The sequence below is a fragment of the Kitasatospora sp. NPDC090308 genome, assembly GCF_044769485.1.
GTDB classification, from domain to species: Bacteria; Actinomycetota; Actinomycetes; order Streptomycetales; family Streptomycetaceae; genus Kitasatospora; species Kitasatospora fiedleri.
Map to the genome: position 1 here is coordinate 471,859 of NZ_JBIVXY010000002.1, position 23,480 is coordinate 495,338.

The following is a 23,480-nucleotide window of genomic DNA, read 5'->3' on the forward strand; positions in this document are numbered from 1 at the left end:
CTCACTACAGGTGGTGCACGCTACCGCTGGGGAAGGCGGGCGTAGTGGTAAGTGTGACTGGTCGTGAAGCCCAGCCGGTCGTACAGCGCGATCGCGCCCCCGTTGTCCGCCTCGACCTGCAGGTACCCGCCGGTGGCGCCCTCCTCGGCGGCCCGGGCGGCGAGCGCGGCCAGCACGGCGGTGGCCAGGCCGCGGCGGCGGGCGGCCGGGGCGACCTCGACCGCGCCGAAGCAGGCCCAGGCGCCGTCCACCACCAGCCGGCCGATGGCCAGCGGGGTGCCGTCCGGGCCGGGGACGCGGGCGAACCAGACCGAGGGGCCGCCGTGCATCACCGCGGTGGCGGCCGCCTCCAGGGCGGGGTCGCCGCCCACCCGGCGGTACAGCGCCAGCCACTCCGGCCCGGCGGTGCGGGCGAGCCGGACGTCCGCCGGGCGACCGGCCCGGGCCAGCCCGCCGAGCGGGGCGGTGCGCACCAGGGTCGGGGCGAGGGCCGCGCCGAGCCGGTCCAGCTCGGCGGCCAGGCCGGGCGGCGAGCCGGGGGAGACCACCTCGACGTACGCGGGCAGCGAACGGGCCGCGTACCAGTCGCGCACCCGGTCCAGCGCCGCGTCCAGCGGCAGGCCCGGGTCGCCCAGCGTCTGCACCGAGTTGGCCCGCCGGGTGAACCCGGCCGAGGCGCGCAGCGTCCACCCGCCCAGCTGCTCCTGCTCGACGGCGGGCCAGCCGCGGGCGGCGATCCGCTGCAGCTCGACCGGGCCGGTCGCGGGCGCGGCCAGCCGCCGGGCCGGGAACGCCGGGACGGGCTTGCCGGCCACCAGCAGCCCGGCGGCGAAGCGCACCGGCGCGCCGCCGCGCGGCTCGACCGTCAACCCGTCGCCGTCCCACGAGGTGAGCACGCCGATCGCGTCGCGGAACACCGGACGCCCGTCCGCCACGCCGTCGACACGCCGGACCGACACCCGTCGTCCCACGTCAGACGGGCCTATCCGGACCTCCGGACGGGCCTCCCACGGCACCGCGCCGACCATGAACCGCACCTCCTGTGCATTTGCGTGCCCCGACCCGCGATACTAGGGGCGGGCATCGGCGACGCCGCGCGCAAAGCGCGACCGAGTAAACAGTAGGGCGGCAGCCCTTCCGAGGAGGAACGACAGCGTGACCTACGTCATCGCGCAGCCTTGTGTCGACGTCAAGGACAAGGCGTGCATCGAAGAGTGCCCCGTGGACTGCATCTACGAGGGCGAGCGCTCCCTCTACATCCACCCGGACGAGTGCGTGGACTGTGGCGCCTGCGAGCCGGTCTGTCCGGTCGAGGCGATCTTCTACGAGGACGACACCCCGGAGGAGTGGAAGGACTACTACAAGGCGAACGTCGAGTTCTTCGACGACCTGGGCTCGCCCGGCGGCGCCTCCAAGCTCGGCCTGATCGAGCGCGACCACCCGTTCATCGCCGCGCTGCCCCCGCAGAACGCCGACCACTGATCGGTGGCATCCACGCTGTGAGCACCAACGACAGCACGCACGCGCCGTTCCCGGGCCACCCGGGGGCGGCGCGCCGCGTCTCCGACCGCCTGCCGGTCTTCCCCTGGGACCGGCTCGAACCGTACAAGCGCACCGCCCTGGCGCACCCGGACGGGCTCTGCGACTTCTCCGTCGGCACCCCGGTGGACCCGGTGCCCGAGCTGGTCCAGCGGGCGCTGGCCGCGCACACCGACACGCCCGGCTACCCCACCGTGTGGGGCCCGCTGTCGCTGCGCGACGCGATCGCCGGCTGGCTGGGCCGCCGCTGCGGCGCCGAGATCGGCCCCGAGGCGGTGCTCCCCACCGTCGGCTCCAAGGAGCTGGTGGCCTGGCTGCCCGGCCAGCTCGGCCTCGGCCCCGGCGACCAGGTCGCCTACCCGAAGCTCGCCTACCCCACGTACGAGGTCGGCGCGCTGCTGTGCGGCGCCGAGCCGGTCGCCTACCAGGACGTCGACGAGCTGGACGGCTCCAGGGTCCGGCTGCTGTGGCTGAACTCGCCGTCCAACCCCACCGGACGGGTGCTGGACGCCGCCGAGCTGCGGCGCGCCGTCGAGTGGGCCCGGGAGCACCGGGCGCTGCTGGTCAGCGACGAGTGCTACCTCGAACTCGGCTGGGAGGCCGAGCCGGTGTCGGTGCTGCACCCGTCGGTCTGCGGCGGCTCGCACGAGGGCCTGCTGGCCGTGCACTCGCTCTCCAAGCGCTCCAACCTGGCCGGCTACCGGGCCTCCTTCGCGGCCGGCGACCCGGTGGTGGTCCGCGAGCTGCTGGAGGTCCGCAAGCACGGCGGCATGATCGTGCCCGCACCGGTGCAGGCGGCCACCGCGGCCGCCCTCGCCGACGACGCGCACGTCGCCGAGCAGCGGGCCAGGTACGCCCAGCGGCGCAGCGCCCTGCGGGCCGCGCTGGAGGCGTACGGGTTCCGGATCGAGCACTCCGAGGCGAGCCTGTACCTGTGGGCGACCCAGGACCGGCCGTGCTGGGAGAGCGTGGCCGAACTCGCCGAGCTGGGCATCCTGGTGGCCCCCGGCGACTTCTACGGCCCGGCCGGCGACCGGTTCGTGCGGGTGGCGTTCACCGCCACCGACGAGCGGGTGGCCTCGGCCGTGGAGCGGCTCAAGCGCTAGGCCCCCTCTCCCGGATCTTGCCGGCTCGGCGCGCGGCGCCGCGCGCCCGGCAAGCTCCGGAAGGGAGGGCTCGGCGGACAGCGCGGCACGACGGGCGCGCGGGAGGGGGCGGAGCCGGCCGGCTCCGCCCCCTCCCGCGTGCGTGCGCCGGATCAGCCGATCGGCAGGCCGCCGCCCTGGATGCCGCCGAGCAGGCCGCCGACCGGGCCCAGCGCGCCGGTCAGGCCGCCCAGCGGGCTGTCGCCGCCCAGCGAGGGCACGCCGCCGAGGCGGTTGGCGGACTCGTGCTCGGTCAGGCCCGCCAGGGTGCCCGCGACCGGCAGCGACTGGACCGCGCCGGTGACCGGGCCGAGCTTGTCGGCGGCCGGCAGGCCCTGGGCGAGCTTGTCGGTGGGCAGGCCCCGGGCCACGGTGGACAGCGGGGTGCCGGTGACCTTCTGGGCGGCCGGGACGACCTTGTCGGTGACGGCCGGGGCGACCTTCTCCTCGACCGCCGGGGCGACCTTGTCGGTGAGGGTGTCGAGCGAGCCGGTCAGCTGGCCGGCCTTGCCGAGCGGGCCGAGCTTGCCGAGCGCGTCGTCGGTGGAGGGCAGGTTGTGCGCGACGGTGTTGCCCGCCGCGTCGGCGGCCGCCGGGCCGCCCGCCGCCAGGGTCGCGGCGCCGGTGGTGCCGACCACGTGGCCCAGCTCGTGGGTGGCCCCCTGCACCGCGTCACCCGAGTTGGGGACGTCGGCCAGCTTGGTCACGCCGGCGCCCAGGTCGGTCTGCGGCACCACCTCGGTGGCGGAGGCGGCGCCCGCGGCCGCGAGCGGCGCCGCGGTGGCGGCGACGAGCAGCGCGGCCTGGGCGATCCGGCGCGTGAGGGGGAAGGACATGGTGCTCCTAAGAAGTGAGGTCGACGGTCCGCCGGGCGGCCGGCGCGGGGCCGGCCCGTCCGGCGGGCGACGTGTATGACCGCAAGAGCACCGGGAAGGTTTCGGCCGGTCAAGGTCAAGGGTTGGCAAAGATCGGACGATCCTTTTTCGGTCCGCGCGCACCCGCCGCCCCGGCGGCGGCCGGTGCAGAACCGTCACTCCCCTGCTGCGCCACGCCTCCGGGCCGGGGTGGCGCGCCGGGCGCGGGGCCGCCCGCCAGGAGGGCCGCCGTCAGCGGGAGTTGACCCGAATCACCCGGTGGGCGGTCACCCGCGCACCAGTGCGTCAACGCACCGTCGGACCGTCACTTCCCCTTGACCGGCTCGCCCAGCGTCACCAGCACCCGGTCCGACGGCGCGCCCGCCAGCGGCTTCCAGCCCTGCCCCGGCTTGTCCACCCGCCACACCCTGCCGTCGTACGCGACCTGGCCGATGCCCAGCGCGGCGGCCTGCGCCACCGACCAGTGCGCCAGCGCCCAGCCGGTCTGCCCCGCCCCGCCGGCGCCCGCCGTGCTCGCGGTCGGCTGCGGGGTGAGCGCCAGCACCTCGCGCGGGTCCTTGGCCGCCTTCTCGGCGCCCGCCACCGTCACCGCCTTGCCGAACTCCCGGCGCACCCGGTCCGACAGGTTGGCCGCGGTCGGGGCCGGCTCGGTCGGATCGGTCGGGACCGGCGCGGGCAGCGCGTGCACCACGCAGTCCAGCGCGGCCGGTTCGCGGCCGGTCAGCACCGAGGCCAGCAGCGCCGCGTTGTTCTCGTGCTTGGCGTACGCCTGCGGGTAGCCGCTGCGCTGCACCTGCTGGGCGGCGTCGGTCAGCGGCATCTGCGCGTACCCGTTCACCTTCACCAGCGCGTCCAGGAACTTGTCGGTCGAGTAGACCGGGTCCATGATCTGCTCGACGCTGCCCCAGCCCTGCGAGGGGCGCTGCTGGAACAGGCCCACCGAGTCCCGGTCGCCGCCCGCCAGGTTGTGCAGCTTCGACTCCTGGATGGCGGTCGCCAGCGAGATGGTCACCGCCCGCTCCGGCAGGCCGCGGGCCATCGCCACCGCCGTGATGGTGGCCGCGTTCGCCGCCTGCGGCAGCTCCAGCGTCCCCGAGCCGGCCGCGGTGGTGACCTTGCAGCCCTCGGCCGGGGGCGCGAGCTTGTCCCGGTTCAGCCACACCACCAGGCCGCCGACCACCGCCAGCGCCAGCACCCCGACCAGCACCCGCCGCCACGGCCGCCGCCGGCGCGGCGCCTCGTACCCGTCGTCGTACTCGGCGTCGTACCCGTCGTCCGCGGCGTCGTACCCGGCGTCCTCGGCCACGGTGGCCCCTTTCCCTGGTGGTGCGGTCGCCGCGGTCCCGGCCCGGCGCGCGTCGTTCGCGGACACCGTAACCGCTCGGACGGCCGTACGGGTCCGCGCGGTTGCGCGGGCGCCCGCGCAGCGGTCCGGCGGCTCGGTAGGGTGGCCGCCATGAGCAGCCCGAACGAGCCCCTCGACCTGACCCTCGACGGCGGAGCGCTGACCGCCCGCCTGGTCGACTTCCCGTCCGTCAGCGGCGAGGAGACCGCCCTGGCGGACGCCGTCGAGGCCGCGCTCCGGGCCCTCCCGCACCTCACCGTCGACCGCCACGGCAACAACGTGGTCGCCCGCACCCACTTCGGCCGGGACGAGCGGGTGGTGCTCGCCGGCCACCTGGACACCGTGCCGATCGCCGACAACGTGCCCTCGCACGTCGAGGGCGACCTGCTCTACGGCTGCGGCACCTCCGACATGAAGTCCGGCGTCGCCGTGCAGCTGCGGCTCGCCGCCACGCTCACCGAGGCCAACCGGGACGTCACCTACGTCTTCTACGACTGCGAGGAGGTGGAGGCCACCCGCAACGGCCTCGGCCACCTGTTCGCGACCCACCCCGACTGGCTGGCCGGGGACTTCGCCGTCCTGCTGGAGCCCAGCGGCGCCGTCGTCGAGGGCGGCTGCCAGGGCAGCCTGCGCGCCGACGTCACGCTCACCGGCGTCCGGGCCCACGCCGCCCGCGGCTGGCTCGGCGACAACGCCATCCACAAGGCCGCGGAGGTGCTGCGCCGGCTCGCCGAGTACCAGCCGCGCCGGGTCGAGATCGACGGCCTGGAGTACCGCGAGGGCCTCAACGCCACCCGGATCGACGGCGGCGTCGCCGGGAACGTCATCCCCGACGAGTGCACCATCCACGTCGCCTTCCGGTTCGCCCCCGACCGCACCCTGGAACAGGCCGAGGAGCACCTGCGCGAGGTCTTCGAGGGCTACCGGCTCGACATCGCGGACGCCTCGCCCGCCGCGCTGCCCGGCCTCGGCCTGCCCGCCGCCCGGGCCTTCCTGGCCGCGGTCGGCGGCGAGCCCCGGGCCAAGTTCGGCTGGACCGACGTGGCCCGGTTCTCCGCGCACGGCGTCCCCGCCGTCAACTACGGCCCCGGCGACCCGAACCTGGCCCACAAGCGGGAGGAGCACTGCTCGCTGAGCGCGATCGCCGAGGTCGAGCAGCGGCTGCGGGACTGGCTGAGCCGGTAGCCGGTAGCCGGTAGCGGGCGGGGGCGGACGGGCAGCGGCGGGGGCCGAACGGGGGCCGCGCGAGCGGAGGTTCGTCCGACCCCCGCCTGCGCGACCACCGTTATTTACCTCGGATCGTGCCTCGTCAGGCGTAGTGTTCCGACATGACAGCCAACGGAGATGAACCCGTCCGCCGGCAGAAGAAGCCGTGGCCCGAGAAGCGCAAGGGCCCGGTCCTGCTGCGGCGCGACCAGGTCGAGACGAGCACGACGGACCAGCGGCTGCTGGACACCACCGGGCCGTCCGACTGGTTGCACACCGACCCGTGGCGGGTGCTGCGGATCACCTCGGAGTTCGTCGAGGGCTTCGGCGCCCTCGCCGAACTCCCCACCGCGATCAGCGTGTTCGGCTCCGCCCGGACGCCGGTCGGCTCGCCCGAGTACGAGGCAGGGGTGGAGATCGGCCGGGCGCTGGCCGAGGCCGGCTACGCGGTGATCACCGGTGGCGGGCCCGGCGCGATGGAGGCCGCCAACAAGGGCGCCACCGAGGCCGGCGGGCTGAGCGTCGGCCTGGGCATCGAGCTGCCGTTCGAGCAGGGCCTGAACGAGTACGTCGACCTGGGCCTGAACTTCCGCTACTTCTTCGTCCGCAAGACGATGTTCGTGAAGTACGCCCAGGGCTTCGTGGTGCTCCCCGGCGGACTCGGCACCCTGGACGAGCTGTTCGAGGCGCTCACCCTGGTGCAGACGAAGAAGGTCACCCGGTTCCCGGTGGTCCTGTTCGGCAGCGCCTACTGGGGCGGCCTGGTGGAGTGGCTCAAGTCCACCCTGGTCGCCCAGGGCAAGGCCAACCCCGCCGACCTCGAACTGTTCCACGTCACCGACGACGTGACCGAGGTGCTGAAGGTCCTGGACGCCGCGCGGGGGCCGAAGGGCACCCCCGCGTAGCGCGCGGGACGACGGGCCGTCAGGCCAGCCCCCGGCGGGCCACCGCCGGGGGGCGGGTGCCGCGGATCGAGGCCACCATGTCCAGCACCTGCCGGGTCTCGGCGACCTGGTGCACCCGGTAGACCCGCGCGCCCAGCCAGGCCGAGACCGCCGTGGTGGCCAGGGTGCCGAGCAGGCGCTCGTCCACCGGCTTGTCCAGGGTCTCGCCGACGAAGTCCTTGTTCGAGAGCGAGACCAGCACCGGGAAGCCGGTCGCGGTCATCTCCGGCAGGCGGCGGGTCGCCTCCAGCGAGTGCCGGGTGTTCTTCCCGAAGTCGTGCCCCGGGTCGATGATCAACCCGTCGCGGCGCACGCCCAGTTCGAGCGCCCGCTCGGCCAGGCCGACGGTCACCGCCAGGATGTCCGCCATCACGTCCTCGTACCCCACCCGGTGCGGGCGGGTGCGCGGCTCGGCGCCACCCGCGTGCGTGCACACCAGGCCCGCGCCGTACCGGGCCGCGACCTCGGCGAGCTTCGGGTCGAAGCCGCCCCAGGCGTCGTTCAGCAGGTCCGCGCCGACCTCGCAGACCGCCTCGCCGACCTCGTGCCGCCAGGTGTCCACGCTGATCACCGCGTCCGGGTGGCGCTTGCGCAGCTCCGCCACGAACGGCACCGTGCGGCGCAACTCCTCCTCCACGGTGACCTCCTCGCCCGGACCGGCCTTCACCCCGCCGATGTCCAGGATCGCGGCGCCCTCGGCCACCGCCCGGTCCGCGGCCGCGAAGGCCGCCTCGTCGGCGAAGGTCGCCCCCCGGTCGAAGAACGAGTCCGGGGTGCGGTTCACGATCGCCATGACGACCAGCTCGTCCGGGCCGAACTCCCGTGTGCCGAGGCGTAGTGCCACCGGTGTCTCCTCCTCAGCGCTCCCGGGTGCAATGATGGGCCCCGGCCTGTACCGGGACCATGATCCCACCGTAGCCCTCGCGGGCGGGCCGAAGCCGACCGGGAACTGCCGGGAACTGACGGAGGACAGCTCGTGTTCGTGGTGATCGTGATCGCGATGGCCCTGGTGGTCGGCGGCGCCGCAGTGGTGGCGCTGGGCGGCGGCGGAACACTGCCGGAGGCCGAGCACGACCGGCTCACGGTGCGCCTCCCGCAGGACCGCGCGCTCAGCCGCACCGACGTCGACGAGCTCCGCCTCCCGATGGCGCTGCGCGGCTACCGGATGGACGAGGTCGACGACGTGCTCGACCGCCTCGGCGCGGAACTCGCCCTCCGGGACGCCCGGATCGCCGAACTGGAGGCCGTCGGCGTGGTCCGCGGCTCGGTGGCGGCGGCCGAGGGCGCGGCGGGTGCGGCGGGCGCGGCCGGGGAGCCGCTGCCGGGGCTGGAGGCGTTCACCACCGTCCTGGAGAAGGAGCCGCAGGGCCCGGCGGTCGGCGAGGTGACCGAGGCCGCCGAGGCCGGCGAGGCCGGCGAGACCGGCGCGCAGGGCACCGACGTGGTCGCGGACGAGGACGCCGCCACCGCCGCCGAGCACAAGGGCGACCGCGCGTGACGGGTGCGGTCCTCGGGGCCGACGGGCTGCGGCGCTGCGGCTGGGGCGACTCGGCCGAGGACTACCGGGCCTACCACGACACCGAATGGGGCCGCCCGGTCCACGGCGACCGGGCCCTGTTCGAACGGATCTCGCTGGAGGCGTTCCAGTCCGGGCTGTCCTGGATCACCATCCTGCGCCGCCGGGAGGGCTTCCGGGCGGCCTTCCGCGGCTTCGACCCCGCGGCGGTCGCCGAGTTCGGCGACGCGGACGTCGAACGGCTGCTGGCCGACACCGGGATCATCCGCAACCGGGCCAAGATCCTGGCCACCATCGCCAACGCGCAGGCCGCCCGGACGCTGGCCGACGGCGAACTCGACGCCCTGATCTGGAGCCACGCCCCGGACGGCGACCGCCCCGCTCCGCCGACCCTGGCCGACGTACCGGCCGTGACGCCGGAGTCCACGGCACTGGCGAAGTCCCTCAAGCGGGCCGGCTTCCGCTTCGTGGGCCCGACCACCACGTACGCGCTGATGCAGGCGTGCGGCCTGGTCAACGACCACCTCGCGGACTGCCACGCCCGCTAGCCCCTCCACCCCGGAGCCGCCCGGGCGGCCACGCCCCGCCGTGAGCGGATCTCACCGGGGGTGTCGTTCCTCTTCGCGCGTCCCCCGTGTTTCTGGCGGGTTGGGGGGTGTGGGTGGGAGTGCGGTTTCCGGCTTCGCCGGGCAGGCAGGGGGTGGATCGTTTGAGCCGCTCGGGCGGCTACGGCCTGCTGTGAGCGGATTTCACCGGGGGTGTCGTTCCTCTTCGTGCGGCCCCCGTGCTTCTGGCGGGTTGGGGGGTGTGGGTGGGAGTGCGGTTTCCGGCTCCGCCGGGCAGGCAGGGGGTGGATCGTTTGAGCCGCTCGGGCGGCTACGGCCCGCCGTGAGCGGATCTCACCGGGGGTGTCGTTCCTCTTCGCGCGGTTCCCCGCGCCCCTGGCGGGGCGCGGGGGTCGTGCGGGGGCTGCTCTCTTGGTTCTGCGGGGCCCCGCGGGGGCGGTCAGCGGCCGACGAAGGCGGGCTTCTCCTTGGCGAGGAAGGCGTCGACGGCGATGCGGTGGTCCTCGCTCTCGCCCGCGAGGGTCTGGAGTTCGTCCTCCTTGTCGAGCAACTCGTCCAGGGAGTGGGAGGCGCCGTAGGCCAGGGACGCCTTGATCGCGCCGTAGGCGACCGTCGGGCCGTTGGCCAGGGCGAGGGCGAACTCGTGTGCGGCGGCGGCGAGTTCGGCGGCGGGCAGGACGCGGGTGGCGAGTCCGAGGGCGAGCGCCTCCTCGGCGCGGACGGTGCGCGGCAGCATCAGCAGCTCGGTGGCCCGGGCGTGGCCGACCAGCCGGGGGAGGGTCCAGGAGGCGCCGGAGTCGGCGGTGAGGGCGACGCCGGCGAAGGAGGTGTTGAAGCCCGCGGTGTCGGCGAGCAGCCGGAAGTCGCAGGCGAAGGCGAGCGAGGCCCCGGCGCCGGCGGCGATGCCGTTGACCGCGGCGACGGTGGGCTTGCGCATCCCGGCCAGGGCCCGGACCAGCGGGTTGTAGTGCTCGGCGACGGTGCGCAGCGCGCCCTCGCCGGTCTCGCGCTGGCGCTGGAGCAGTCCGACGTGCTCCTTGAGGTCCTGGCCGACGCAGAACGCCTTGTCGCCGGCGCCGGTGAGCAGCACGGCCCGGACCCCGGGGTCGGCCGCGGCGGTGGTGACGGCGTCCCGGAGGGCGACCTTGGTGGGGACGTCGAGGGCGTTCATGGCGGCGGCGCGGTCGATGGTGAGGACGGCGAGGGCGCCGTCGCGCTCGTAGCGCACGGTGTCGGACATGGTGAGGGCTCCCGGGTCGCGGTGGCTGTCGTGGGCCAGCATGCCGGAGCGCGGGCGGGCGGGGGAGTGTGAGGTGGCGCACCCCCGGCGGGCGTGTCGGACTGCGCGGGGATGCGGCTTTCGGCAGGTAATCGGGGCTTTTCGGCTGGTTGGAGGAGTTTGACGCAGAGAGTGATGTTGGTCATCCAGCCGTCGCATGCGGGATAATGGCTTCCGATCAATGCGTTCGATACCGGCGGTGGACGGACTGTCCGGTGCGTACCTGAACGGTTGCAGGAAGGGGAACGAGCATGGCGGCCATGAAGCCGCGGACGGGTGACGGCCCGCTGGAGGTCACCAAAGAGGGGCGGGGCATCATCATGCGAGTTCCGCTCGAAGGAGGCGGGCGCCTGGTGGTGGAGCTGACGCCCGACGAGGCGGACGCTCTGGGCGAGGCCCTCAAGAAGGCCTGCGGCTGATCTGCAGGTGGTGACCCCGCATCTCCCCGGGCGATCGGCGAGGTGCTCGACGGGCCCGGCCCCCCGCTGCGGGGGGCCGGGCCCGTTCCGCACCGCCCCGGGCCCTGCCGCCCCGGACCGGTGCGGAAGGGCCGTCCCGGGCCGGTCAGCGCTTGACGGCGCAGAGCAGCCCGTCGGAGACCGGGAGCAGGGCGGGCAGCAGGATCTCGCTCTCCCGGATGTCGGCGACCAGGTCGCGCACGGCGCGGGTCTGCGGGTCGTCGAGTTCGGGCTCGGCCAGCCGGCCCTCCTGGAAGACGCCCTCGAAGCAGACCACGCCGCGCGGCCGCAGCAGCCGCACCGCCTCGGTCAGGTGCAGCCGGGAGTCGGCCGGGTCGCCGTCGCAGAAGACCAGGTCGTACTGGCCGTCGGCGAGCCGGGGCAGCACGTCCCGGGCCCGGCCGGGGATGCAGCGGACCCGGTTGCCGGCGAACCCGGCGGCCCGGTACGCCTCGCGGGCGTACTGCTGGCGCACCGGTTCGGAGTCGACGGTGGTGAGCACCCCGTCCGTGCGCATGCCGCGCAGCAGGTAGACGCCGGAGACGCCGGTGCCGGTGCCGACCTCGACCACCGCCTTGGCGTCGAGGGCGGCGGCGAGCAGCCGGAGCGCGGCGCCGCCGCTGGGGCCGATCGCGCGTATGCCGGTGCGGGCCGACTGGGCCCGGGCGTAGGTCAGCACCGCGTCCTCGCCGACGTAGGTGTCGGCGAGGGCCGCTCGCTGGGGCCCGAACTCGGTGATGGCTGCCTCTTCCGGAGCGCCGGTGCCGACCCAAGTCGACAAATTCCAGCGACAGACTACTGGCCGCCCGGGAACCGCGTTCGACGGCTGGCCGTTGGACTGCTACGGGCGGCCCGACCGCCCGGGGCGGTCGCTGTTCGACGGCTCTTATCCGGGCTTGACGGGTGAGGTGGATATGGTGGTGGCTCTGCTGGGCAGAAGAGCCGACCGAGGAGGTGTGGCCGAGGGCGACGTCCCTGTGCAGCGGCACTCCCGCGGCCTCACGTCGATCCGCACGCCGAAGCCCGTGATGAACCAGTCTGTGCACTCCCCCCTGGACAAGTCGACCGCAGCCGACGACACGGTGGCCGGGGCCGCCGGCACGCTCGCGTCCTTCGCGGAGGGGCCCGACGCGCAGAGCTGGACGCCGCCCAGCTGGGAGGAGATCGTCGAGGCGCACAGCGCCCGGGTCTACCGCCTGGCGTACCGGCTGACGGGCAACCAGCACGACGCCGAGGACCTCACCCAGGAGGTCTTCGTCCGGGTCTTCCGCTCGCTCTCCACCTACACCCCCGGCACCTTCGAGGGCTGGCTGCACCGGATCACCACCAACCTGTTCCTGGACATGGTGCGCCGCCGCCAGCGGATCCGCTTCGACGCCCTCGGCGAGGACGCGGCGGAGCGCCTGGCCAGCCGCGAGCCCAGCCCCGCCCAGCACTTCAGCGACACCCACTTCGACGCGGACGTCCAGCAGGCGCTGGACACCCTCGCCCCGGAGTTCCGCGCCGCCGTGGTGCTCTGCGACATCGAGGGCCTCTCCTACGAGGAGATCGCCGCCACCCTCGGGGTGAAGCTCGGCACCGTCCGCAGCCGGATCCACCGCGGCCGCTCGCACCTGCGGGCTGCCCTCAAGCACCGGGCGCCGAACGCCGCCGCGGGCCGTTCGCGCCGGGGCGGCTCCGCCGAGCCCGTGCCGGTCGGCGCCGAGCAGGCCGTCAGCGACCGGAGGGGGTCATGAGCGATCGCGCCCCCGAGCGCGCGGACGCCACCGGCCGCTCGCGCTGGGCGCCGCTGCGCCGCGCCGAGCAGCCGGCCCCGCCCGGTCCCGAGCCGCGCCCGTCGGCGGTCCGCCCGGTCGAACCGGCCGCCGAGGAGCACCACCTGGGCGAGCGGCTGTCCGGTTACCTGGACGGCGAGCTGGGCCACGACGCCCGCGAGCGGGTCCAGGCCCACCTGGCGACCTGCCCGGACTGCCTGGCCGAGGCCGAGCAGGCCCGGTCGGTCAAGCGCGCGCTGAGCGAAGCCGGCACGCCCGGCCCGTCGGCCGCCCTGATGGCCCGGCTGATGGCCGTCGCCGCGCTGCCCGAGGAGCAGGACGGTCCGGACGGGCCGCCCGGCGGCACCGGCGGCTCCGGTTCCGGCGGCGTGTTCGGCGGCAGCCGGCTCACCGGCGGCTCCTTCGGCCGCGGCGCGGGCTTCGGCGGCGGCGCGCTCGGCGCGGACGCCCCGATACCCGGCATCGACCCGCGGGCCGGCCTGTTCGGCACCCGCCCGTCCGCCCTGCCGGGCCGCGAGCCGGACGCTGACCTGCGCCCGCTGGCCGCCGGACTCGGCGAACTCCCGGTCTCCCGCCCGGCCGCCCGCGGCCGTCGGCTGGTGTTCGCCGCCGCCGGGGCGTTCTCGGTCGCCGCCGTCACCCTCGGCGGGGTCGGCAGCGTCACCGCCGGCCAGAGCCCCGGCCGCCAGCCCACCAGCGTCACCCCGGTCGGCGGGGCGGTCGTCCCGGTCAACGCCCAGCAGCCGGTGGACGTGCAGGAGTACCCGCTGCGCGCCCGCTACCAGCTCAGTACGCCCGCGCCCACCGGTGACCCGAGGCAACTCCTGCGCTAGCCTGCCTTCACCGGCACGCCGTCGACGCCGGTCACCCGGGTGGTCTTTACCACGGTTTCATCCGCCGGGGGCCGGGGGAACGGCCGCCCGCGTTTACCCTTGTGATTCAGCGATGTCGGGTGCTGGGAGTTCAGGTGTTCGGAGACATAGGCGGACTGGAGGTCGTGACGGTCATCGTCATGGCCATCGTGATCTTCGGCCCGGACAAGCTCCCCAAGCTGATCCAGGACACGATGGGCTTCATCCGCAAGGTCCGCTCCTTCGCGGACAGCGCGAAGGAGGACATCCGCAGCGAACTCGGGCCGGAGTTCCAGAACTTCGACTTCGAGGACCTCAACCCGAAGACCTTCGTCCGCAAGCAGCTGCTCGGCGACGGCGACGACCCGCTGGGCCTCAAGGACCTCAAGGACAGCGTCGACCTCAAGTCCGCGCTGAACGGCGACCCCACCCCGACGCCCACCGCCTCGGTCGACTTCGCCAAGAGCGCCACCGCCGGCGCCGGTCCGGCCCTGGCGGTCGGGGAGCGCCCCCCGTTCGACCCCGACGCGACCTGACGCCGCCCGCGCCCGGCCGCCCCCTCCGGCCCTTCCGACGCCCCGTCCCACTCCGGTAGGACGGGGCATCGCCGTCCGCGCCGCTATCGTGTCCACTGCCCCTCCCGGACGGCGGACCTGTGGGTTCCGTCACGCCTGGCCGTGTCCGGCCCGGTTCTTCCGGCCGGAAGGGCCCGGGTGCGCGACCATGGAGCGCCCGGGGAGCACAGCTGAGGAGGCCCGCAGTGGACGTCACGCACCGTACGGGGAGCATCGCCGCCGCCCGCCGCGCCATCGACCCGCTGGCCGGCTACCGCGCCGCCGACTTCCCCTGGTACGGCCTGGACGAGGGCTGGACCGGCCGCCGCTGGCTCGGCCAGGTCGGCACCGGCCAGCGCGGCGCCGAGCCGGGCACCCCCGACTACGGCACCCTCGGCCACGGCGACGAGCCCGCCCGCGGCCCCGAACCGCGCGACACCCGCCGCTTCGCGGTGGTCGTCACCGTCGCCCGCCGCGAGGTCCGCCGCAGCGCCGACAACACTGGCACCCTGGAGGCCACCTCCGCCTCCTCCGCCGCCTGGCTGGCCGGCTCCGGCCTGCTCACCGCCACCTGGCCCGGCAACCTCGACCGCACCCTGCGGCAGAACTGGCTCGACCAGCAGTCCGCCCTCGCCTGGGACCTGGCCGACGACCTCGACGGCCCCGCCTGGTCCTCGCTCACCCTCCCGGTCAACGGCCTCCCGCAGCCCTTCCGCTACCGCGAGTCCGAACACGGCTGGGTCCTGGCGGGCGAGGCCCCCGGCGTGCTGATCGGCGCCTACGGCCGCTCGGTGTCCGCGTACGGCGTCGGCTTCACCGCCGTCGCCGACCTGGGGACGTACGACGGCAAGTAGGCCCCGGCCGGCCCCGCGGAGCAGCGGGAGGAGCCGTCGTCCTGCCGGCTGATCCGGCCGCCCCGGCACTCCGGCACCGGGGCCCGGTGGCTCCCGGGGAGCGGCAGCGTGACGACGAGCACCGCGATCGAGCCGCGGCGGCTGCCGGACCGGGTGGCGAGCACCCCGGCCGCCGGCACCAGCAGCAGGCCCAGGGCCGACAGCGCCGTCGGGCGCCCCGTCTCGCCGCCGTCCGTCCACACCCTGTGGACAGTCCCGCCCGCCCGACCGGTTCCGGAGCCCCACCGTGCAGATATCCTTCGCCACCGCCCCCGGTCACCCCGGCCGACCGAACGAGGACCTCGTCCTGGCCGGCCCCGACACCGTCCTGGTCCTCGACGGCGCGGGCCTCCCCGACGGCACCGCGACCGGCTGCGCGCACGGCGTGCCCTGGTTCGTCCGCACCCTCGGCACCGAACTGCTCCACCGCGCCCTGGACGGCACCCGGCCCCTGGCGGACTGCCTGGCCGACGCGCTCGCCGCCACCGCCCGGCACCACGGCCCCGCCTGCGACCTCGCCCACCCCATGACACCCACCGCCGCCGTCGCCCTGCTGCGCCGCACCGAGGACCGCGCGCAGTGGCTGGTGCTCGCCGACTCCACCGTCCTGCTCGACCTCCCCGACGGCCTGCGCGCCGTCTCCGACCACCGCGTCGGCGAGGTGACCGACCGTCAACTCCGCGACCTCGCGCACCGCCTGGACGGCCTCCTCGCCGCCGACCGCCGCACCCTCCTCGCCGACGCCCAGCGCCAGGCGATGAACACCCCCGACGGCTACTGGGTGGCCGGCCCCGACCCCGCCGCCGCCCACCACGCCCTCACCGGCACCGCCCCCTGGCCCGACCTCCGCTCCGCCGCCCTCCTCACCGACGGCGCCGCCCGCCCCGTCGACGACTTCGCCACCACCGACTGGCCCACCCTCCTCACCCTCCTCCAGGACACCGGCCCCCAGTCCCTCATCGACCACACCCGCACCCTCGAACACACCGACCCCCACCACACCCGCTGGCCCCGCACCAAGACCCACGACGACGCCACCGCCGCCCTCCTCCGCCCGCACCAGACCAAGGAGACAGCCAGCCAATGGACCAGTACGAAAGCCACGTCGGCGCGGCCAGGCAACTGCTGACCGAATCCCACCGCCGCCGCAACGGCCACTTCACCCCCGAACAGGCCGCCGCCTTCGCCCAGGTAGAAGCCCTCCTCGCCATCGCCGCCGCCATCCGCACCCACCCCACCACCCCCACCGCCCACGCCGCCGCCCAAGCCGCCGCCATCACCGCGACCCCGCCCACCCACCCCCCGCAGTGACCACCCCGACGTGCCCCCGCCGACACACCGCCCGACAACGACGACCGCCGACCACTCCCCGGCGGTCAGGGCAGTGGTCGGCGGTGGCGCGACGGGCCGGAGAACCCGACCGTCAGAACTTGTTCCTCGGGGTCAGCCCCAGCGAGAGGCCCGAGAGGCCGCGCTGGCGGCCGGAGAGTTTGCCGGCGATGGTGCGGAGGGCGGAGCCGGCGGGGGAGTCGGGGTCGGTGAGGACGACCGGGCGGCCGTCGTCGCCGCCCTCGCGGAGGCGGACGTCGATGGGGATGGAGCCGAGGACGGGGACGGTGGCGCCGACGGTGCGGGTGAGGGCGTCGGCCACGGTCTGGCCGCCGCCGGTGCCGAAGACGTCGATCATCTCGTCGCAGTGCGGGCAGGGCATGCCGGACATGTTCTCGATGACGCCGACGATCTTCTGGTGGGTCTGGAGGGCGATGGTGCCGGCCCGTTCGGCGACCTCGGCGGCGGCCATCTGGGGGGTGGTGACGATCAGGATCTCGGCGTTCGGGACGAGCTGGGCGACCGAGATGGCGATGTCGCCGGTGCCGGGGGGCAGGTCGAGCAGGAGGACGTCGAGGTCGCCCCAGTAGACGTCGGCGAGGAACTGCTGGAGGGCGCGGTGCAGCATCGGGCCGCGCCACACCACGGGGGCGTTGCCCGGGGTGAACATGCCGATCGAGATGACCTTCACGCCGTTCGCCGACGGCGGCATGATCATGTCCTGGACCTGGGTCGGCCGGCCCTCGACGCCCAGCATCCGGGGCACGCTGTGGCCGTAGATGTCGGCGTCCACCACGGCGACCTTCAGCCCGTCCGCGGCCAGCGCCGCCGCCAGGTTGACCGTCACCGAGGACTTGCCGACGCCGCCCTTGCCGGAGGCCACCGCGTAGACCCGGGTCAGGGTGCCGGGCTTGGCGAACGGGATCTCCCGCTCCGGGGCGCCGCCGCGCAGCAGCTGGGAGAGCTCGCGGCGCTGCTCCTCGCTCATCACGTCGAGCTCGACGGTGACCGAGGAGACCCCCGGCACCGCGGAGACCGCGTCGGTGACCCGCTGAGTGATCGTCTCGCGCATCGGACAGCCGGAGACGGTGAGGTACACCGCGACCTTCACCGCGCCGCCGTCGCCGGTCTCGACGGACTTCACCATGCCGATCTCGGTGATCGGGCGGTTGATCTCCGGGTCGTGGACGCTCGCCAGGGCTTCCCGGACGGACTGCTCCGTCACCCCGGTCGCCACCTCTGTCTCGTTGGCCATGTGTTGATGGTACGGCGCGGCGCCCGGCCCCCGACTCGTCGGTAGCGTGCCGCCGGTCACAGCGTGTCGGCGGACTCCCGGCGCTCGTCGATCTCCTTGAGCAGCGCCTGCAGTTCGGAGCGGATGCCGCCCAGTTCGGAGCTGATGAAGGCGCGCGTGGCGACCTCGCCCAGGCCCTGGCGCAGCGCCGCGACCTCGCGGGTCAGGTACTCGGTGTCGGCGATGTTCCGGTCGCTGCGGGCCCGGTCCTGCTCCATGTTGACCCGGTCGCGGTCGTCCTGCCGGTTCTGCGCGAGCAGGATCAGCGGGGCCGCGTACGAGGCCTGGAGGGAGAGCATCAGGGTGAGGAAGATGAACGGGTAGTCGTCGAAGCGGACGGACACCGGGAGCAGGGTGTTCCACACCACCCAGGCGATGATCACCACCGTCATCCAGACGATGAACCGCCCGGTGCCCAGGAAGCGCGCGATCCGCTCGGAGAGCTTGCCGAACGCCTCCGGGTCCCAGGCCGGCAGGCGGATCAGCCCGGGCCGGCCGGTGCGCGGCTGGTCGAGCCGGGAGCGCGGCCCGCCGCCGCCCGTCGAGGGCCGCTCCTCGCGGCGGCCGCGCTGCTCGCGGGCCCGCAGTTCGCGCAGCTGGCGCAGTTCGCGCAGCTCGCCCTGGATCCGCTGGCCCGAGGTGCTGTCGCCCTGGCGCTTGCGGTCAGCGTCCACCGTGCACCTCGCTCGTCTCCGCGCCGGTGCCGCGCGCCGTGTCGATGCCGTGCGCCGTGCCCTCGCGCCAGTCCTCCGGCAGCAGGTGGTCCAGCACGTCGTCCACCGTGACGGCGCCCAGCAGCCGGTCCTCCTCGTCGACCACCGGCGCCGCCACCAGGTTGTACGTGGCCAGGTAGGAGGTGATCAGCGGCAGCGGGGTGTTCGGCGGCAGCGGGTCCAGGTCGTCGTCCACCATCGAGCCGACCAGCGTGTACGGGGGCTCGCGCAGCAGCCGCTGGAAGTGCACGGTGCCCAGGTACGTCCCGGTCGGCGTCTCGTTCGGCTGGCGGCACACGTACACCTGGGCGGCCAGCGCCGGCTTGGTGTCCGAGATCCGCACCCGGGCCAGCGCCTCGGCCACCGAGGCGTCCGGTTCCAGCACGATCGGCTCGGTGGTCATCAGCCCGCCCGCGGTGTCCTCCTCGTACGAGAGCAGCCGGCGCATCTCCTCCGCCTCGGCGGGCTCCATCAGCCGCAGCAGGCGCTCGGCGTCCGCCTCGGGCAGTTCGGAGAGCAGGTCGGCGGCGTCGTCCGGGTCCATGGTCTCCAGGATGTCGGCGGCGCGCTCCTCCTTGAGCTTGCCGATGATCTCCACCTGGTCGTCCTCCGGCAGCTCCTCCAGGACGTCGGCCAGCCGGTCGTCGTCGAGGGCGGCGGCCACCTCGGCCCGGCGCTTCGCCGACAGGTGGTGCATGACGTTCGCCAGGTCCGCCGGGCGGAGCTGCTCGAAGGTGGCCAGCAGGTTGGCCGCGCCCTGGCCCTCCTCGGTCAGCGAGAAGCCGGTCACGGCCGACCAGTCGAGCAGCAGCTGCTCGCCCTTCGCCTTCCGCAGCCGTCCGGCCGGCCGGCCCGCCTGGACGAACACCTTGTCGATCTCCCACTCGCGCAGCCGGGTCTGCACCATCGCCACGTCCAGGACGGTCACCTCGTCGGTGGTCTTGGTCCTGGTCACGGTGCGGTCGAGCAGCTCGGCCAGCACCAGCGTCTCGGACGGCCGCTGCTCGAACCGGCGCATGTTCAGCAGTCCGGTGGAGAGCACCTGTCCCGACTCCAGGCTGGTCACCCTGGTCATCGGCAGGAAGATCCGCCGCCGCCCGATCACCTCCACCACCAGCCCCAGCACCCGGGGCGGCCGCCCGCCCAGCCGCAACGAGACCACCACGTCCCGGACCCGCCCCACCTGGTCTCCGTTCGGGTCGAACACCGCGACACCGGAGAGGTGGGAGATGAACACCCGGCTGCCAGGCCCCGCCATACGAGACTCCCTCCGGGGAAGCGGACACAACCCCCCAAATCTAGCCGGGCGGGGGAGGGGAGGCCGTCAGACGCGAGCGGGAGGGAGCGAAACCGGACGGGCGGCGGGCGGAGGGGCCGGGCGGCGGGGTCGGGCGGGCGTCAGCGCCCGCGCCGCTTGAGGAGCAGCTTGGGCAGCCCCGCCGGGACCGGCCGCCGGGTGGTCGCGGCGGTGGGCAGCGGCGCGGCGGCGAGGTCGTCGTCGGGGAGCGGGGCGAGCGGCGCGTCGACGGGGGCGAGGCGCAGGACGTGGCACTCGCGGGCCCAGCGCTCGCCGATGGTGTCGGTGTCGGGGGCGTTCAGGCGCTTGCCCTTGAGCTCCTCGACGGCGCCGTCCCAGGCGGGGGTGCCGGGGTCGAGGCGGGTGACGGTGGCGGTCAGGGCGACCAGGCGGCCCCACTTGTCCTTGCTGCGCAGCGTGATCACGGCGGAGGTGACGGCGGCGAGCCCGTGCAGGGGCTGTTCGGAACCGTCGCCGACCACGACGACCGCGCCGTCGTGCCAGGCGTGCCAGAGCGGGCGGGCGTGCGACTGTCCGGCGGGCCGGACCCAGAGCAGTCCGGACTTCTTGGCGGCTTCCTCCACCAGGGCCCGGTCGAGGAAGTCCGTCGGGCTCGCGGTCGTCGTACGCTCCATGCCGCACAGCGTACGGCCTGGGCCCGCGGCGGCCGGTCCCATCCCCCGGACGACAGTGCCGTCACCGCCGGACAGCCCTTACCGTAGAGGCCGTCCACCCCGTCGCCCGAAGGAGCGCCGTGACCGCCGTCAGCACCACCGCCCCCGCCGCACCCCCGGCGCCGGGAGAGCGGCGGCACCTGCCGCGCACCGACCTGCTGCTGCTGGCGGTGTCGATCGCGGGCATCTCGCTCTCCGCGCCGCTGATCAGCGCGACGGCCGCGCCCGCGCTGGCCATCGCGTTCTGGCGCAACGGCATGTCGGTGGCGGTGCTGGGCCCGTACGCGCTGTGGCGGCACCGGGCCGAGCTGCGCGGGATCCCGCGGCGGGCGCTGCTGCTGGCGACGGCGGCGGGCGTGCTGCTGGCGCTGCACTTCGCGCTGTGGATGCCCAGCCTGCGGATGACCTCGGTCGCGTCGTCCACGGCGCTGGTGACCACCACCCCGCTGTGGACGATCCTGCTGATGCGGCTGTCCGGGGTGCGGGCGCCGCGGCTGGTCTGGCTGGGCGCGGGCGTCGCGTTCGCGGGCGTGCTGGTGCTGACCGGCGTCGACCTGACGGTCTCGGCCCGGGCCCTGCTGGGCGACGGCCTGGCGCTGGCGGCGGGCGCGGCGGCGGCCGGGTACATGCTGCTGGGCGCGGAGGTGCGGCGGACCGTCTCGACCACCGCGTACACCCTGGTCTGCTACGCGACCTGCGCGCTCGCGCTGCTGGCGGCCTGCCTGCTGACCGGCACCCGGCTGGGCGGCTGGCCGGCCGGCGCGTGGTGGCAGATCTTCCTGCTGATGGTGACGGCGCAGCTGCTCGGCCACTCGCTGAGCAACCGGGTGGTGCGCACCCTGGGCCCGTCGATCACCTCGACGGCGATCCTGCTGGAGACCCCGGGCGCGGCGCTGATCGCCGCGGTCTGGCTAGGCCAGTGGCCGCCGGTCGCCGCCTACCCGGCGGTGGGGCTGATCCTGCTGGGCCTGGTGCTGGTGGCCCGGGCGGAGCGCCGCTGACGCCCCGCCCGGCCGCCCGCCGCCGTCACAGCCAGCCGTTGCGGCGGAAGCCCCGGTACATGCCGACGCAGATCACCACGATCGCGCCGAGCACGGTCGGGTAGCCGTAGGTCGACTTGAGCTCCGGCATGTGCTCGAAGTTCATCCCGTACACACCGGTGATCATGGTGGGGACGGCGAAGATCGCGGCCCAGGCGGTGATCTTGCGCATGTCCTCGTTCTGGGCGACCGAGACCTGCGCCAGGTTGGCCTGGAGCAGCGAGTTGAGCAGCTCGTCGAAGCCGTGCACCTGCTCGCTGACCCGGGCCAGGTGGTCGGCGACGTCCCGGAAGTACTTCTGCATCTCCGGGTCGACCAGCCGCGCGGTGGGCTCGGCGAGCTGGAGCATCGGCCGCAGCAGCGGGGTGACGGCGCGCTTGAACTCCAGCACCTCGCGCTTGAGCTGGTACACCCGGCCGACGTCGGCGCCGCGACCGCCCTTGTTGGCGAACACGTCGAACTCGATCTCGTCGACGTCGTTCTGCAGCCGGTCGGCGACCAGCAGGTAGTTGTCCACCACGTGGTCGGCGATGGCGTGCAGCACCGCGGCCGGGCCCTTGGCGAGCAGGCCGGTGCCCTCGTCGTCGGCCTCCAGGCGGTGCCGCAGGGTGCGCAGCGAGGAGTGCGCGCCGTGCCGGACGGTGATCACGAAGTCCTGGCCGGCGAAGACCATCAGCTCGCCGGTCTCGACCACCTCGCTGGTCGGGGTGAGCTGCTCGTGCTCGACGTAGCGGACGGTCTTGAACACCGCGAACAGCATGCCGTCGTACCGCTCGACCTTCGGGCGCTGGTGCGCGTGCACCGCGTCCTCCACGGCCAGCGGGTGCAGGCCGAAGCGCTGCGCGATGCCCTCGAACTCGGCCTCGGTCGGCTCGTGCAGACCGATCCAGCTGAACGAGCCGGGGCCCATCTGCTGCGCGGCCTTCACCTGCCGGGCGGCCTCGCGCGGGCTGCACGTCTCGGTGGCCCGCTTGCCCTGGTGGTAGACGGCGCAGTCCACCACGGCGGACGGGGTGTCGCCGGGCTTCGACTCGAACGAGTCGCCGACCCGGCGGCGGGCTGGACGGACGACGGCGGCGCGCAGGTTGTGCATCATCGACATGGCACGGGCTCCCTAGGGCCGGACCGGCGCGCCCCGGGACGTACCGGGGGAACGCGACGGCGGAAAACACCGGTGGACACGCCGGGGCTGAAGAAGTGTCAGAAAGCCGTTCGCTGGGCGGGTTTCGTCGGATCAGGCCCGGGGAAGGTGCTCTCTCGGCCGCGCGCGACGCTGCGGGGACCTGGTCAGCCGCGGGGGCGGCGGGCCGGGGTGGGCCGGAGAGAGCTGCCGGTACTGCATGGTCGACTGCTGTCCACCGTGACCACCTCCTCCACGCCGGGGCCCGCGCGGGGGCCTTCGCGGCCCCGGTTCGCGTTCACGAGGCCGACCGCTCACACTAACAGCTCTTCCCGGAGCCGCGCCCGGCATTCGCCGTCCCCCGGGTAAAGGTCGCGCCAAGGTTCCCGACGGCGCGCCCGCGCTAAGGTCGCCGCATGGCGCACGACTTCCCGCACTTCGGCGACTTCTCGCAACCGGACGGCCACGCCGGCCCGACCCGGCAGACCGTCCTCACCCTGGTCGAGGCCCGGCTGACCGGCACCTTCGGCGAGCCCACCGGCCGGGCCGCCGTCACCTTCGTCGGCGCGGACCGGATCGAGGTGCTGCGGTTCGGCCCCGACCCGGACGGCCTGGTCCGGTACGCGACGCTCGGCATGGCCGCCGCCCCGATGGCCGACCCGACCGCCCCCGTCGCCGACCCGGTGCGCGGCCCGCGCGCCGAACTGGTGCTCACCGTGCGCGGCGGCCGCGACGAGGCGCACCGGGCGCTCGCGGTCTTCGCCGCCAGCCCGCAGGTCGAGGGCCTGGTGGTGGCCCCCGGCGGCTCGCTCGACCTGGGCTCCCCGCTGTGGACCGGCGCCCCGTTCACCTCGGTGCTGGCCGCCGAACCCGGCGGCCTGGTCGAGGACCTCGAACTCCCCGCCCCGGCCGACCCGGTCCGCTTCCTCCCGCTGCTGCCGATGACCCCCAACGAGGCCGCCTTCAAACGCGTCCAGGGCGCCGAAGCACTCCAGGACCGCTGGCTCAAGCACGGCACCGACCTGCGCGACCCGAACCGCCGCGGCGTCCCGCTGGACTGACGGCCG

At 74.7% G+C, this 23,480-nt stretch carries 27 protein-coding genes; 15 read left to right on the forward strand and 12 right to left on the reverse strand.

What is annotated here, in order from left to right:
* Window positions 1–20 precede the first annotated feature (20 nt).
* Entirely contained in the window at window positions 21–959 is a 939-nt protein-coding gene (locus ACIQVD_RS06120) for a GNAT family N-acetyltransferase (protein WP_400682063.1), read from the reverse strand.
* A 196-nt stretch (window positions 960–1,155) separates the two neighbouring features.
* Between ACIQVD_RS06120 and fdxA the strand changes: the two genes are divergently transcribed.
* Window positions 1,156–1,482: a ferredoxin gene (gene fdxA / locus ACIQVD_RS06125; protein ID WP_030061559.1), complete on the forward strand. Its 327-nt coding sequence runs from the start codon at window positions 1,156–1,158 to the stop codon at window positions 1,480–1,482.
* 17 nt (window positions 1,483–1,499) lie between these two features.
* The gene (gene dapC, locus ACIQVD_RS06130; protein WP_400682061.1) at window positions 1,500–2,645 is read left to right on the forward strand and encodes a succinyldiaminopimelate transaminase; all 1,146 of its coding nucleotides are present in this window, start codon (window positions 1,500–1,502) and stop codon (window positions 2,643–2,645) included.
* Between the two features lie 152 nt (window positions 2,646–2,797).
* On the opposite strand, the gene ACIQVD_RS06135 is transcribed toward dapC, so the two are convergent.
* Window positions 2,798–3,520, reverse strand: coding sequence for a hypothetical protein (locus ACIQVD_RS06135; RefSeq protein ID WP_400682053.1), 723 nt, complete (start codon window positions 3,518–3,520; stop codon window positions 2,798–2,800).
* Between the two features lie 343 nt (window positions 3,521–3,863).
* The gene (locus tag ACIQVD_RS06140; protein WP_400682051.1) at window positions 3,864–4,865 is read right to left on the reverse strand and encodes a hypothetical protein; all 1,002 of its coding nucleotides are present in this window, start codon (window positions 4,863–4,865) and stop codon (window positions 3,864–3,866) included.
* 150 nt (window positions 4,866–5,015) lie between these two features.
* Here ACIQVD_RS06140 and dapE point away from each other — a divergent pair, with 150 nt between their 5' ends.
* Both dapE and ACIQVD_RS06150 read left to right on the forward strand, forming a co-directional pair.
* Window positions 5,016–6,089 carry a succinyl-diaminopimelate desuccinylase gene (gene dapE, locus ACIQVD_RS06145; RefSeq protein WP_400682049.1) on the forward strand — a complete coding sequence of 358 codons (1,074 nt, stop codon included), beginning with the start codon at window positions 5,016–5,018 and terminating at the stop codon, window positions 6,087–6,089.
* 143 nt (window positions 6,090–6,232) lie between these two features.
* The gene (locus tag ACIQVD_RS06150; RefSeq protein ID WP_400682047.1) at window positions 6,233–7,015 is read left to right on the forward strand and encodes a TIGR00730 family Rossman fold protein; all 783 of its coding nucleotides are present in this window, start codon (window positions 6,233–6,235) and stop codon (window positions 7,013–7,015) included.
* 19 nt (window positions 7,016–7,034) lie between these two features.
* Here the strand turns inward: ACIQVD_RS06150 and folP are convergent, their stop codons facing one another.
* The gene (gene folP, locus ACIQVD_RS06155) at window positions 7,035–7,847 is read right to left on the reverse strand and encodes a dihydropteroate synthase (RefSeq protein ID WP_199847111.1); all 813 of its coding nucleotides are present in this window, start codon (window positions 7,845–7,847) and stop codon (window positions 7,035–7,037) included.
* A gap of 183 nt (window positions 7,848–8,030) precedes the next feature.
* Between folP and ACIQVD_RS06160 the strand changes: the two genes are divergently transcribed.
* On the forward strand, window positions 8,031–8,552 hold the full coding sequence (locus tag ACIQVD_RS06160; protein ID WP_402286337.1) for a DivIVA domain-containing protein: 522 nt from the start codon (window positions 8,031–8,033) through the stop codon (window positions 8,550–8,552).
* Window positions 8,549–9,118, forward strand: a complete 570-nt coding sequence (locus tag ACIQVD_RS06165) for a DNA-3-methyladenine glycosylase I (protein ID WP_402286339.1) — start codon at window positions 8,549–8,551, stop codon at window positions 9,116–9,118. The genes ACIQVD_RS06160 and ACIQVD_RS06165 overlap by 4 nt, the downstream gene beginning before the upstream one ends.
* Before the next feature lie 457 nt (window positions 9,119–9,575).
* On the opposite strand, the gene ACIQVD_RS06170 is transcribed toward ACIQVD_RS06165, so the two are convergent.
* A complete protein-coding gene (locus ACIQVD_RS06170) occupies window positions 9,576–10,376 on the reverse strand; it encodes an enoyl-CoA hydratase-related protein (protein WP_400682044.1) in 801 nt (266 codons plus the stop codon).
* A gap of 290 nt (window positions 10,377–10,666) precedes the next feature.
* Here ACIQVD_RS06170 and ACIQVD_RS06175 point away from each other — a divergent pair, with 290 nt between their 5' ends.
* Window positions 10,667–10,834, forward strand: coding sequence for a DUF3117 domain-containing protein (locus ACIQVD_RS06175; RefSeq protein ID WP_014137929.1), 168 nt, complete (start codon window positions 10,667–10,669; stop codon window positions 10,832–10,834).
* A 145-nt stretch (window positions 10,835–10,979) separates the two neighbouring features.
* Here ACIQVD_RS06175 and ACIQVD_RS06180 read toward each other — a convergent pair whose 3' ends face one another.
* Window positions 10,980–11,654: an O-methyltransferase gene (locus ACIQVD_RS06180; RefSeq protein ID WP_400682042.1), complete on the reverse strand. Its 675-nt coding sequence runs from the start codon at window positions 11,652–11,654 to the stop codon at window positions 10,980–10,982.
* A 247-nt stretch (window positions 11,655–11,901) separates the two neighbouring features.
* Here ACIQVD_RS06180 and sigE point away from each other — a divergent pair, with 247 nt between their 5' ends.
* The 4 genes from sigE (at window position 11,902) to ACIQVD_RS06200 (ending at window position 14,907) form a co-directional block, all read left to right on the forward strand.
* Window positions 11,902–12,609 (forward strand): RNA polymerase sigma factor SigE, encoded by a 708-nt coding sequence (sigE, locus tag ACIQVD_RS06185; RefSeq protein WP_111554281.1) that lies wholly within the window; start codon window positions 11,902–11,904, stop codon window positions 12,607–12,609.
* Window positions 12,606–13,481, forward strand: a complete 876-nt coding sequence (locus tag ACIQVD_RS06190) for an anti-sigma factor family protein (RefSeq protein WP_400682041.1) — start codon at window positions 12,606–12,608, stop codon at window positions 13,479–13,481. Before sigE ends, ACIQVD_RS06190 begins: the two co-directional genes overlap by 4 nt.
* A 134-nt stretch (window positions 13,482–13,615) precedes the next feature.
* Complete coding sequence (locus ACIQVD_RS06195) at window positions 13,616–14,035, forward strand: sec-independent translocase (RefSeq protein WP_400682040.1); 420 nt, start codon at window positions 13,616–13,618, stop codon at window positions 14,033–14,035.
* Window positions 14,036–14,259: 224 nt separating this feature from the next.
* Complete coding sequence (locus tag ACIQVD_RS06200; RefSeq protein ID WP_111554140.1) at window positions 14,260–14,907, forward strand: hypothetical protein; 648 nt, start codon at window positions 14,260–14,262, stop codon at window positions 14,905–14,907.
* Here ACIQVD_RS06200 and ACIQVD_RS06205 read toward each other — a convergent pair.
* Window positions 14,832–15,149, reverse strand: a complete 318-nt coding sequence (locus ACIQVD_RS06205; RefSeq protein ID WP_402286343.1) for a hypothetical protein — start codon at window positions 15,147–15,149, stop codon at window positions 14,832–14,834. The two genes, ACIQVD_RS06200 and ACIQVD_RS06205, sit on opposite strands and share 76 nt — an antisense overlap.
* A gap of 44 nt (window positions 15,150–15,193) precedes the next feature.
* Between ACIQVD_RS06205 and ACIQVD_RS06210 the strand changes: the two genes are divergently transcribed.
* Both ACIQVD_RS06210 and ACIQVD_RS06215 read left to right on the forward strand, forming a co-directional pair.
* Window positions 15,194–16,075, forward strand: coding sequence for an integrase (locus ACIQVD_RS06210; RefSeq protein WP_402286345.1), 882 nt, complete (start codon window positions 15,194–15,196; stop codon window positions 16,073–16,075).
* Window positions 16,030–16,257, forward strand: a complete 228-nt coding sequence (locus ACIQVD_RS06215; protein ID WP_402286347.1) for a hypothetical protein — start codon at window positions 16,030–16,032, stop codon at window positions 16,255–16,257. The genes ACIQVD_RS06210 and ACIQVD_RS06215 overlap by 46 nt, the downstream gene beginning before the upstream one ends.
* A gap of 112 nt (window positions 16,258–16,369) precedes the next feature.
* Here the strand turns inward: ACIQVD_RS06215 and ACIQVD_RS06220 are convergent, their stop codons facing one another.
* From ACIQVD_RS06220 to ACIQVD_RS06235, 4 genes are all read right to left on the reverse strand, one after another.
* Window positions 16,370–17,530: an Mrp/NBP35 family ATP-binding protein gene (locus ACIQVD_RS06220; protein ID WP_400682030.1), complete on the reverse strand. Its 1,161-nt coding sequence runs from the start codon at window positions 17,528–17,530 to the stop codon at window positions 16,370–16,372.
* 56 nt (window positions 17,531–17,586) lie between these two features.
* Window positions 17,587–18,156 carry a DUF1003 domain-containing protein gene (locus ACIQVD_RS06225; RefSeq protein WP_402286708.1) on the reverse strand — a complete coding sequence of 190 codons (570 nt, stop codon included), beginning with the start codon at window positions 18,154–18,156 and terminating at the stop codon, window positions 17,587–17,589.
* Window positions 18,157–18,232: 76 nt separating this feature from the next.
* Window positions 18,233–19,540, reverse strand: a complete 1,308-nt coding sequence (locus ACIQVD_RS06230; protein WP_402286350.1) for a magnesium transporter MgtE N-terminal domain-containing protein — start codon at window positions 19,538–19,540, stop codon at window positions 18,233–18,235.
* 140 nt (window positions 19,541–19,680) lie between these two features.
* On the reverse strand, window positions 19,681–20,214 hold the full coding sequence (locus ACIQVD_RS06235) for a hypothetical protein (RefSeq protein WP_402286352.1): 534 nt from the start codon (window positions 20,212–20,214) through the stop codon (window positions 19,681–19,683).
* 119 nt (window positions 20,215–20,333) lie between these two features.
* Here ACIQVD_RS06235 and ACIQVD_RS06240 point away from each other — a divergent pair, with 119 nt between their 5' ends.
* Window positions 20,334–21,254: a DMT family transporter gene (locus ACIQVD_RS06240; protein ID WP_400682024.1), complete on the forward strand. Its 921-nt coding sequence runs from the start codon at window positions 20,334–20,336 to the stop codon at window positions 21,252–21,254.
* Window positions 21,255–21,279: 25 nt separating this feature from the next.
* Here the strand turns inward: ACIQVD_RS06240 and ACIQVD_RS06245 are convergent, their stop codons facing one another.
* Window positions 21,280–22,395: a magnesium and cobalt transport protein CorA gene (locus ACIQVD_RS06245; RefSeq protein WP_100836470.1), complete on the reverse strand. Its 1,116-nt coding sequence runs from the start codon at window positions 22,393–22,395 to the stop codon at window positions 21,280–21,282.
* 434 nt (window positions 22,396–22,829) lie between these two features.
* Here ACIQVD_RS06245 and ACIQVD_RS06250 point away from each other — a divergent pair, with 434 nt between their 5' ends.
* A complete protein-coding gene (locus tag ACIQVD_RS06250; RefSeq protein ID WP_282202478.1) occupies window positions 22,830–23,474 on the forward strand; it encodes a suppressor of fused domain protein in 645 nt (214 codons plus the stop codon).
* Window positions 23,475–23,480: the final 6 nt, after the last annotated feature.

Coding starts and splice junctions, on each gene's coding strand:
- ACIQVD_RS06215 (WP_402286347.1), top strand. CDS start 16,030: ATGGACCAGTACGAAAGCCACGTCGGCGCGGCCAGGCAACTGCTGACC.
- ACIQVD_RS06245 (WP_100836470.1), bottom strand. CDS start 22,395: ATGTCGATGATGCACAACCTGCGCGCCGCCGTCGTCCGTCCAGCCCGC.
- ACIQVD_RS06135 (WP_400682053.1), bottom strand. CDS start 3,520: ATGTCCTTCCCCCTCACGCGCCGGATCGCCCAGGCCGCGCTGCTCGTC.
- ACIQVD_RS06175 (WP_014137929.1), top strand. CDS start 10,667: ATGGCGGCCATGAAGCCGCGGACGGGTGACGGCCCGCTGGAGGTCACC.
- ACIQVD_RS06150 (WP_400682047.1), top strand. CDS start 6,233: ATGACAGCCAACGGAGATGAACCCGTCCGCCGGCAGAAGAAGCCGTGG.
- ACIQVD_RS06235 (WP_402286352.1), bottom strand. CDS start 20,214: ATGGAGCGTACGACGACCGCGAGCCCGACGGACTTCCTCGACCGGGCC.
- folP (WP_199847111.1), bottom strand. CDS start 7,847: ATGGCGATCGTGAACCGCACCCCGGACTCGTTCTTCGACCGGGGGGCG.
- sigE (WP_111554281.1), top strand. CDS start 11,902: ATGAACCAGTCTGTGCACTCCCCCCTGGACAAGTCGACCGCAGCCGAC.
- ACIQVD_RS06230 (WP_402286350.1), bottom strand. CDS start 19,540: ATGGCGGGGCCTGGCAGCCGGGTGTTCATCTCCCACCTCTCCGGTGTC.
- dapE (WP_400682049.1), top strand. CDS start 5,016: ATGAGCAGCCCGAACGAGCCCCTCGACCTGACCCTCGACGGCGGAGCG.
- ACIQVD_RS06250 (WP_282202478.1), top strand. CDS start 22,830: ATGGCGCACGACTTCCCGCACTTCGGCGACTTCTCGCAACCGGACGGC.
- ACIQVD_RS06220 (WP_400682030.1), bottom strand. CDS start 17,530: ATGGCCAACGAGACAGAGGTGGCGACCGGGGTGACGGAGCAGTCCGTC.
- ACIQVD_RS06190 (WP_400682041.1), top strand. CDS start 12,606: ATGAGCGATCGCGCCCCCGAGCGCGCGGACGCCACCGGCCGCTCGCGC.
- ACIQVD_RS06170 (WP_400682044.1), bottom strand. CDS start 10,376: ATGTCCGACACCGTGCGCTACGAGCGCGACGGCGCCCTCGCCGTCCTC.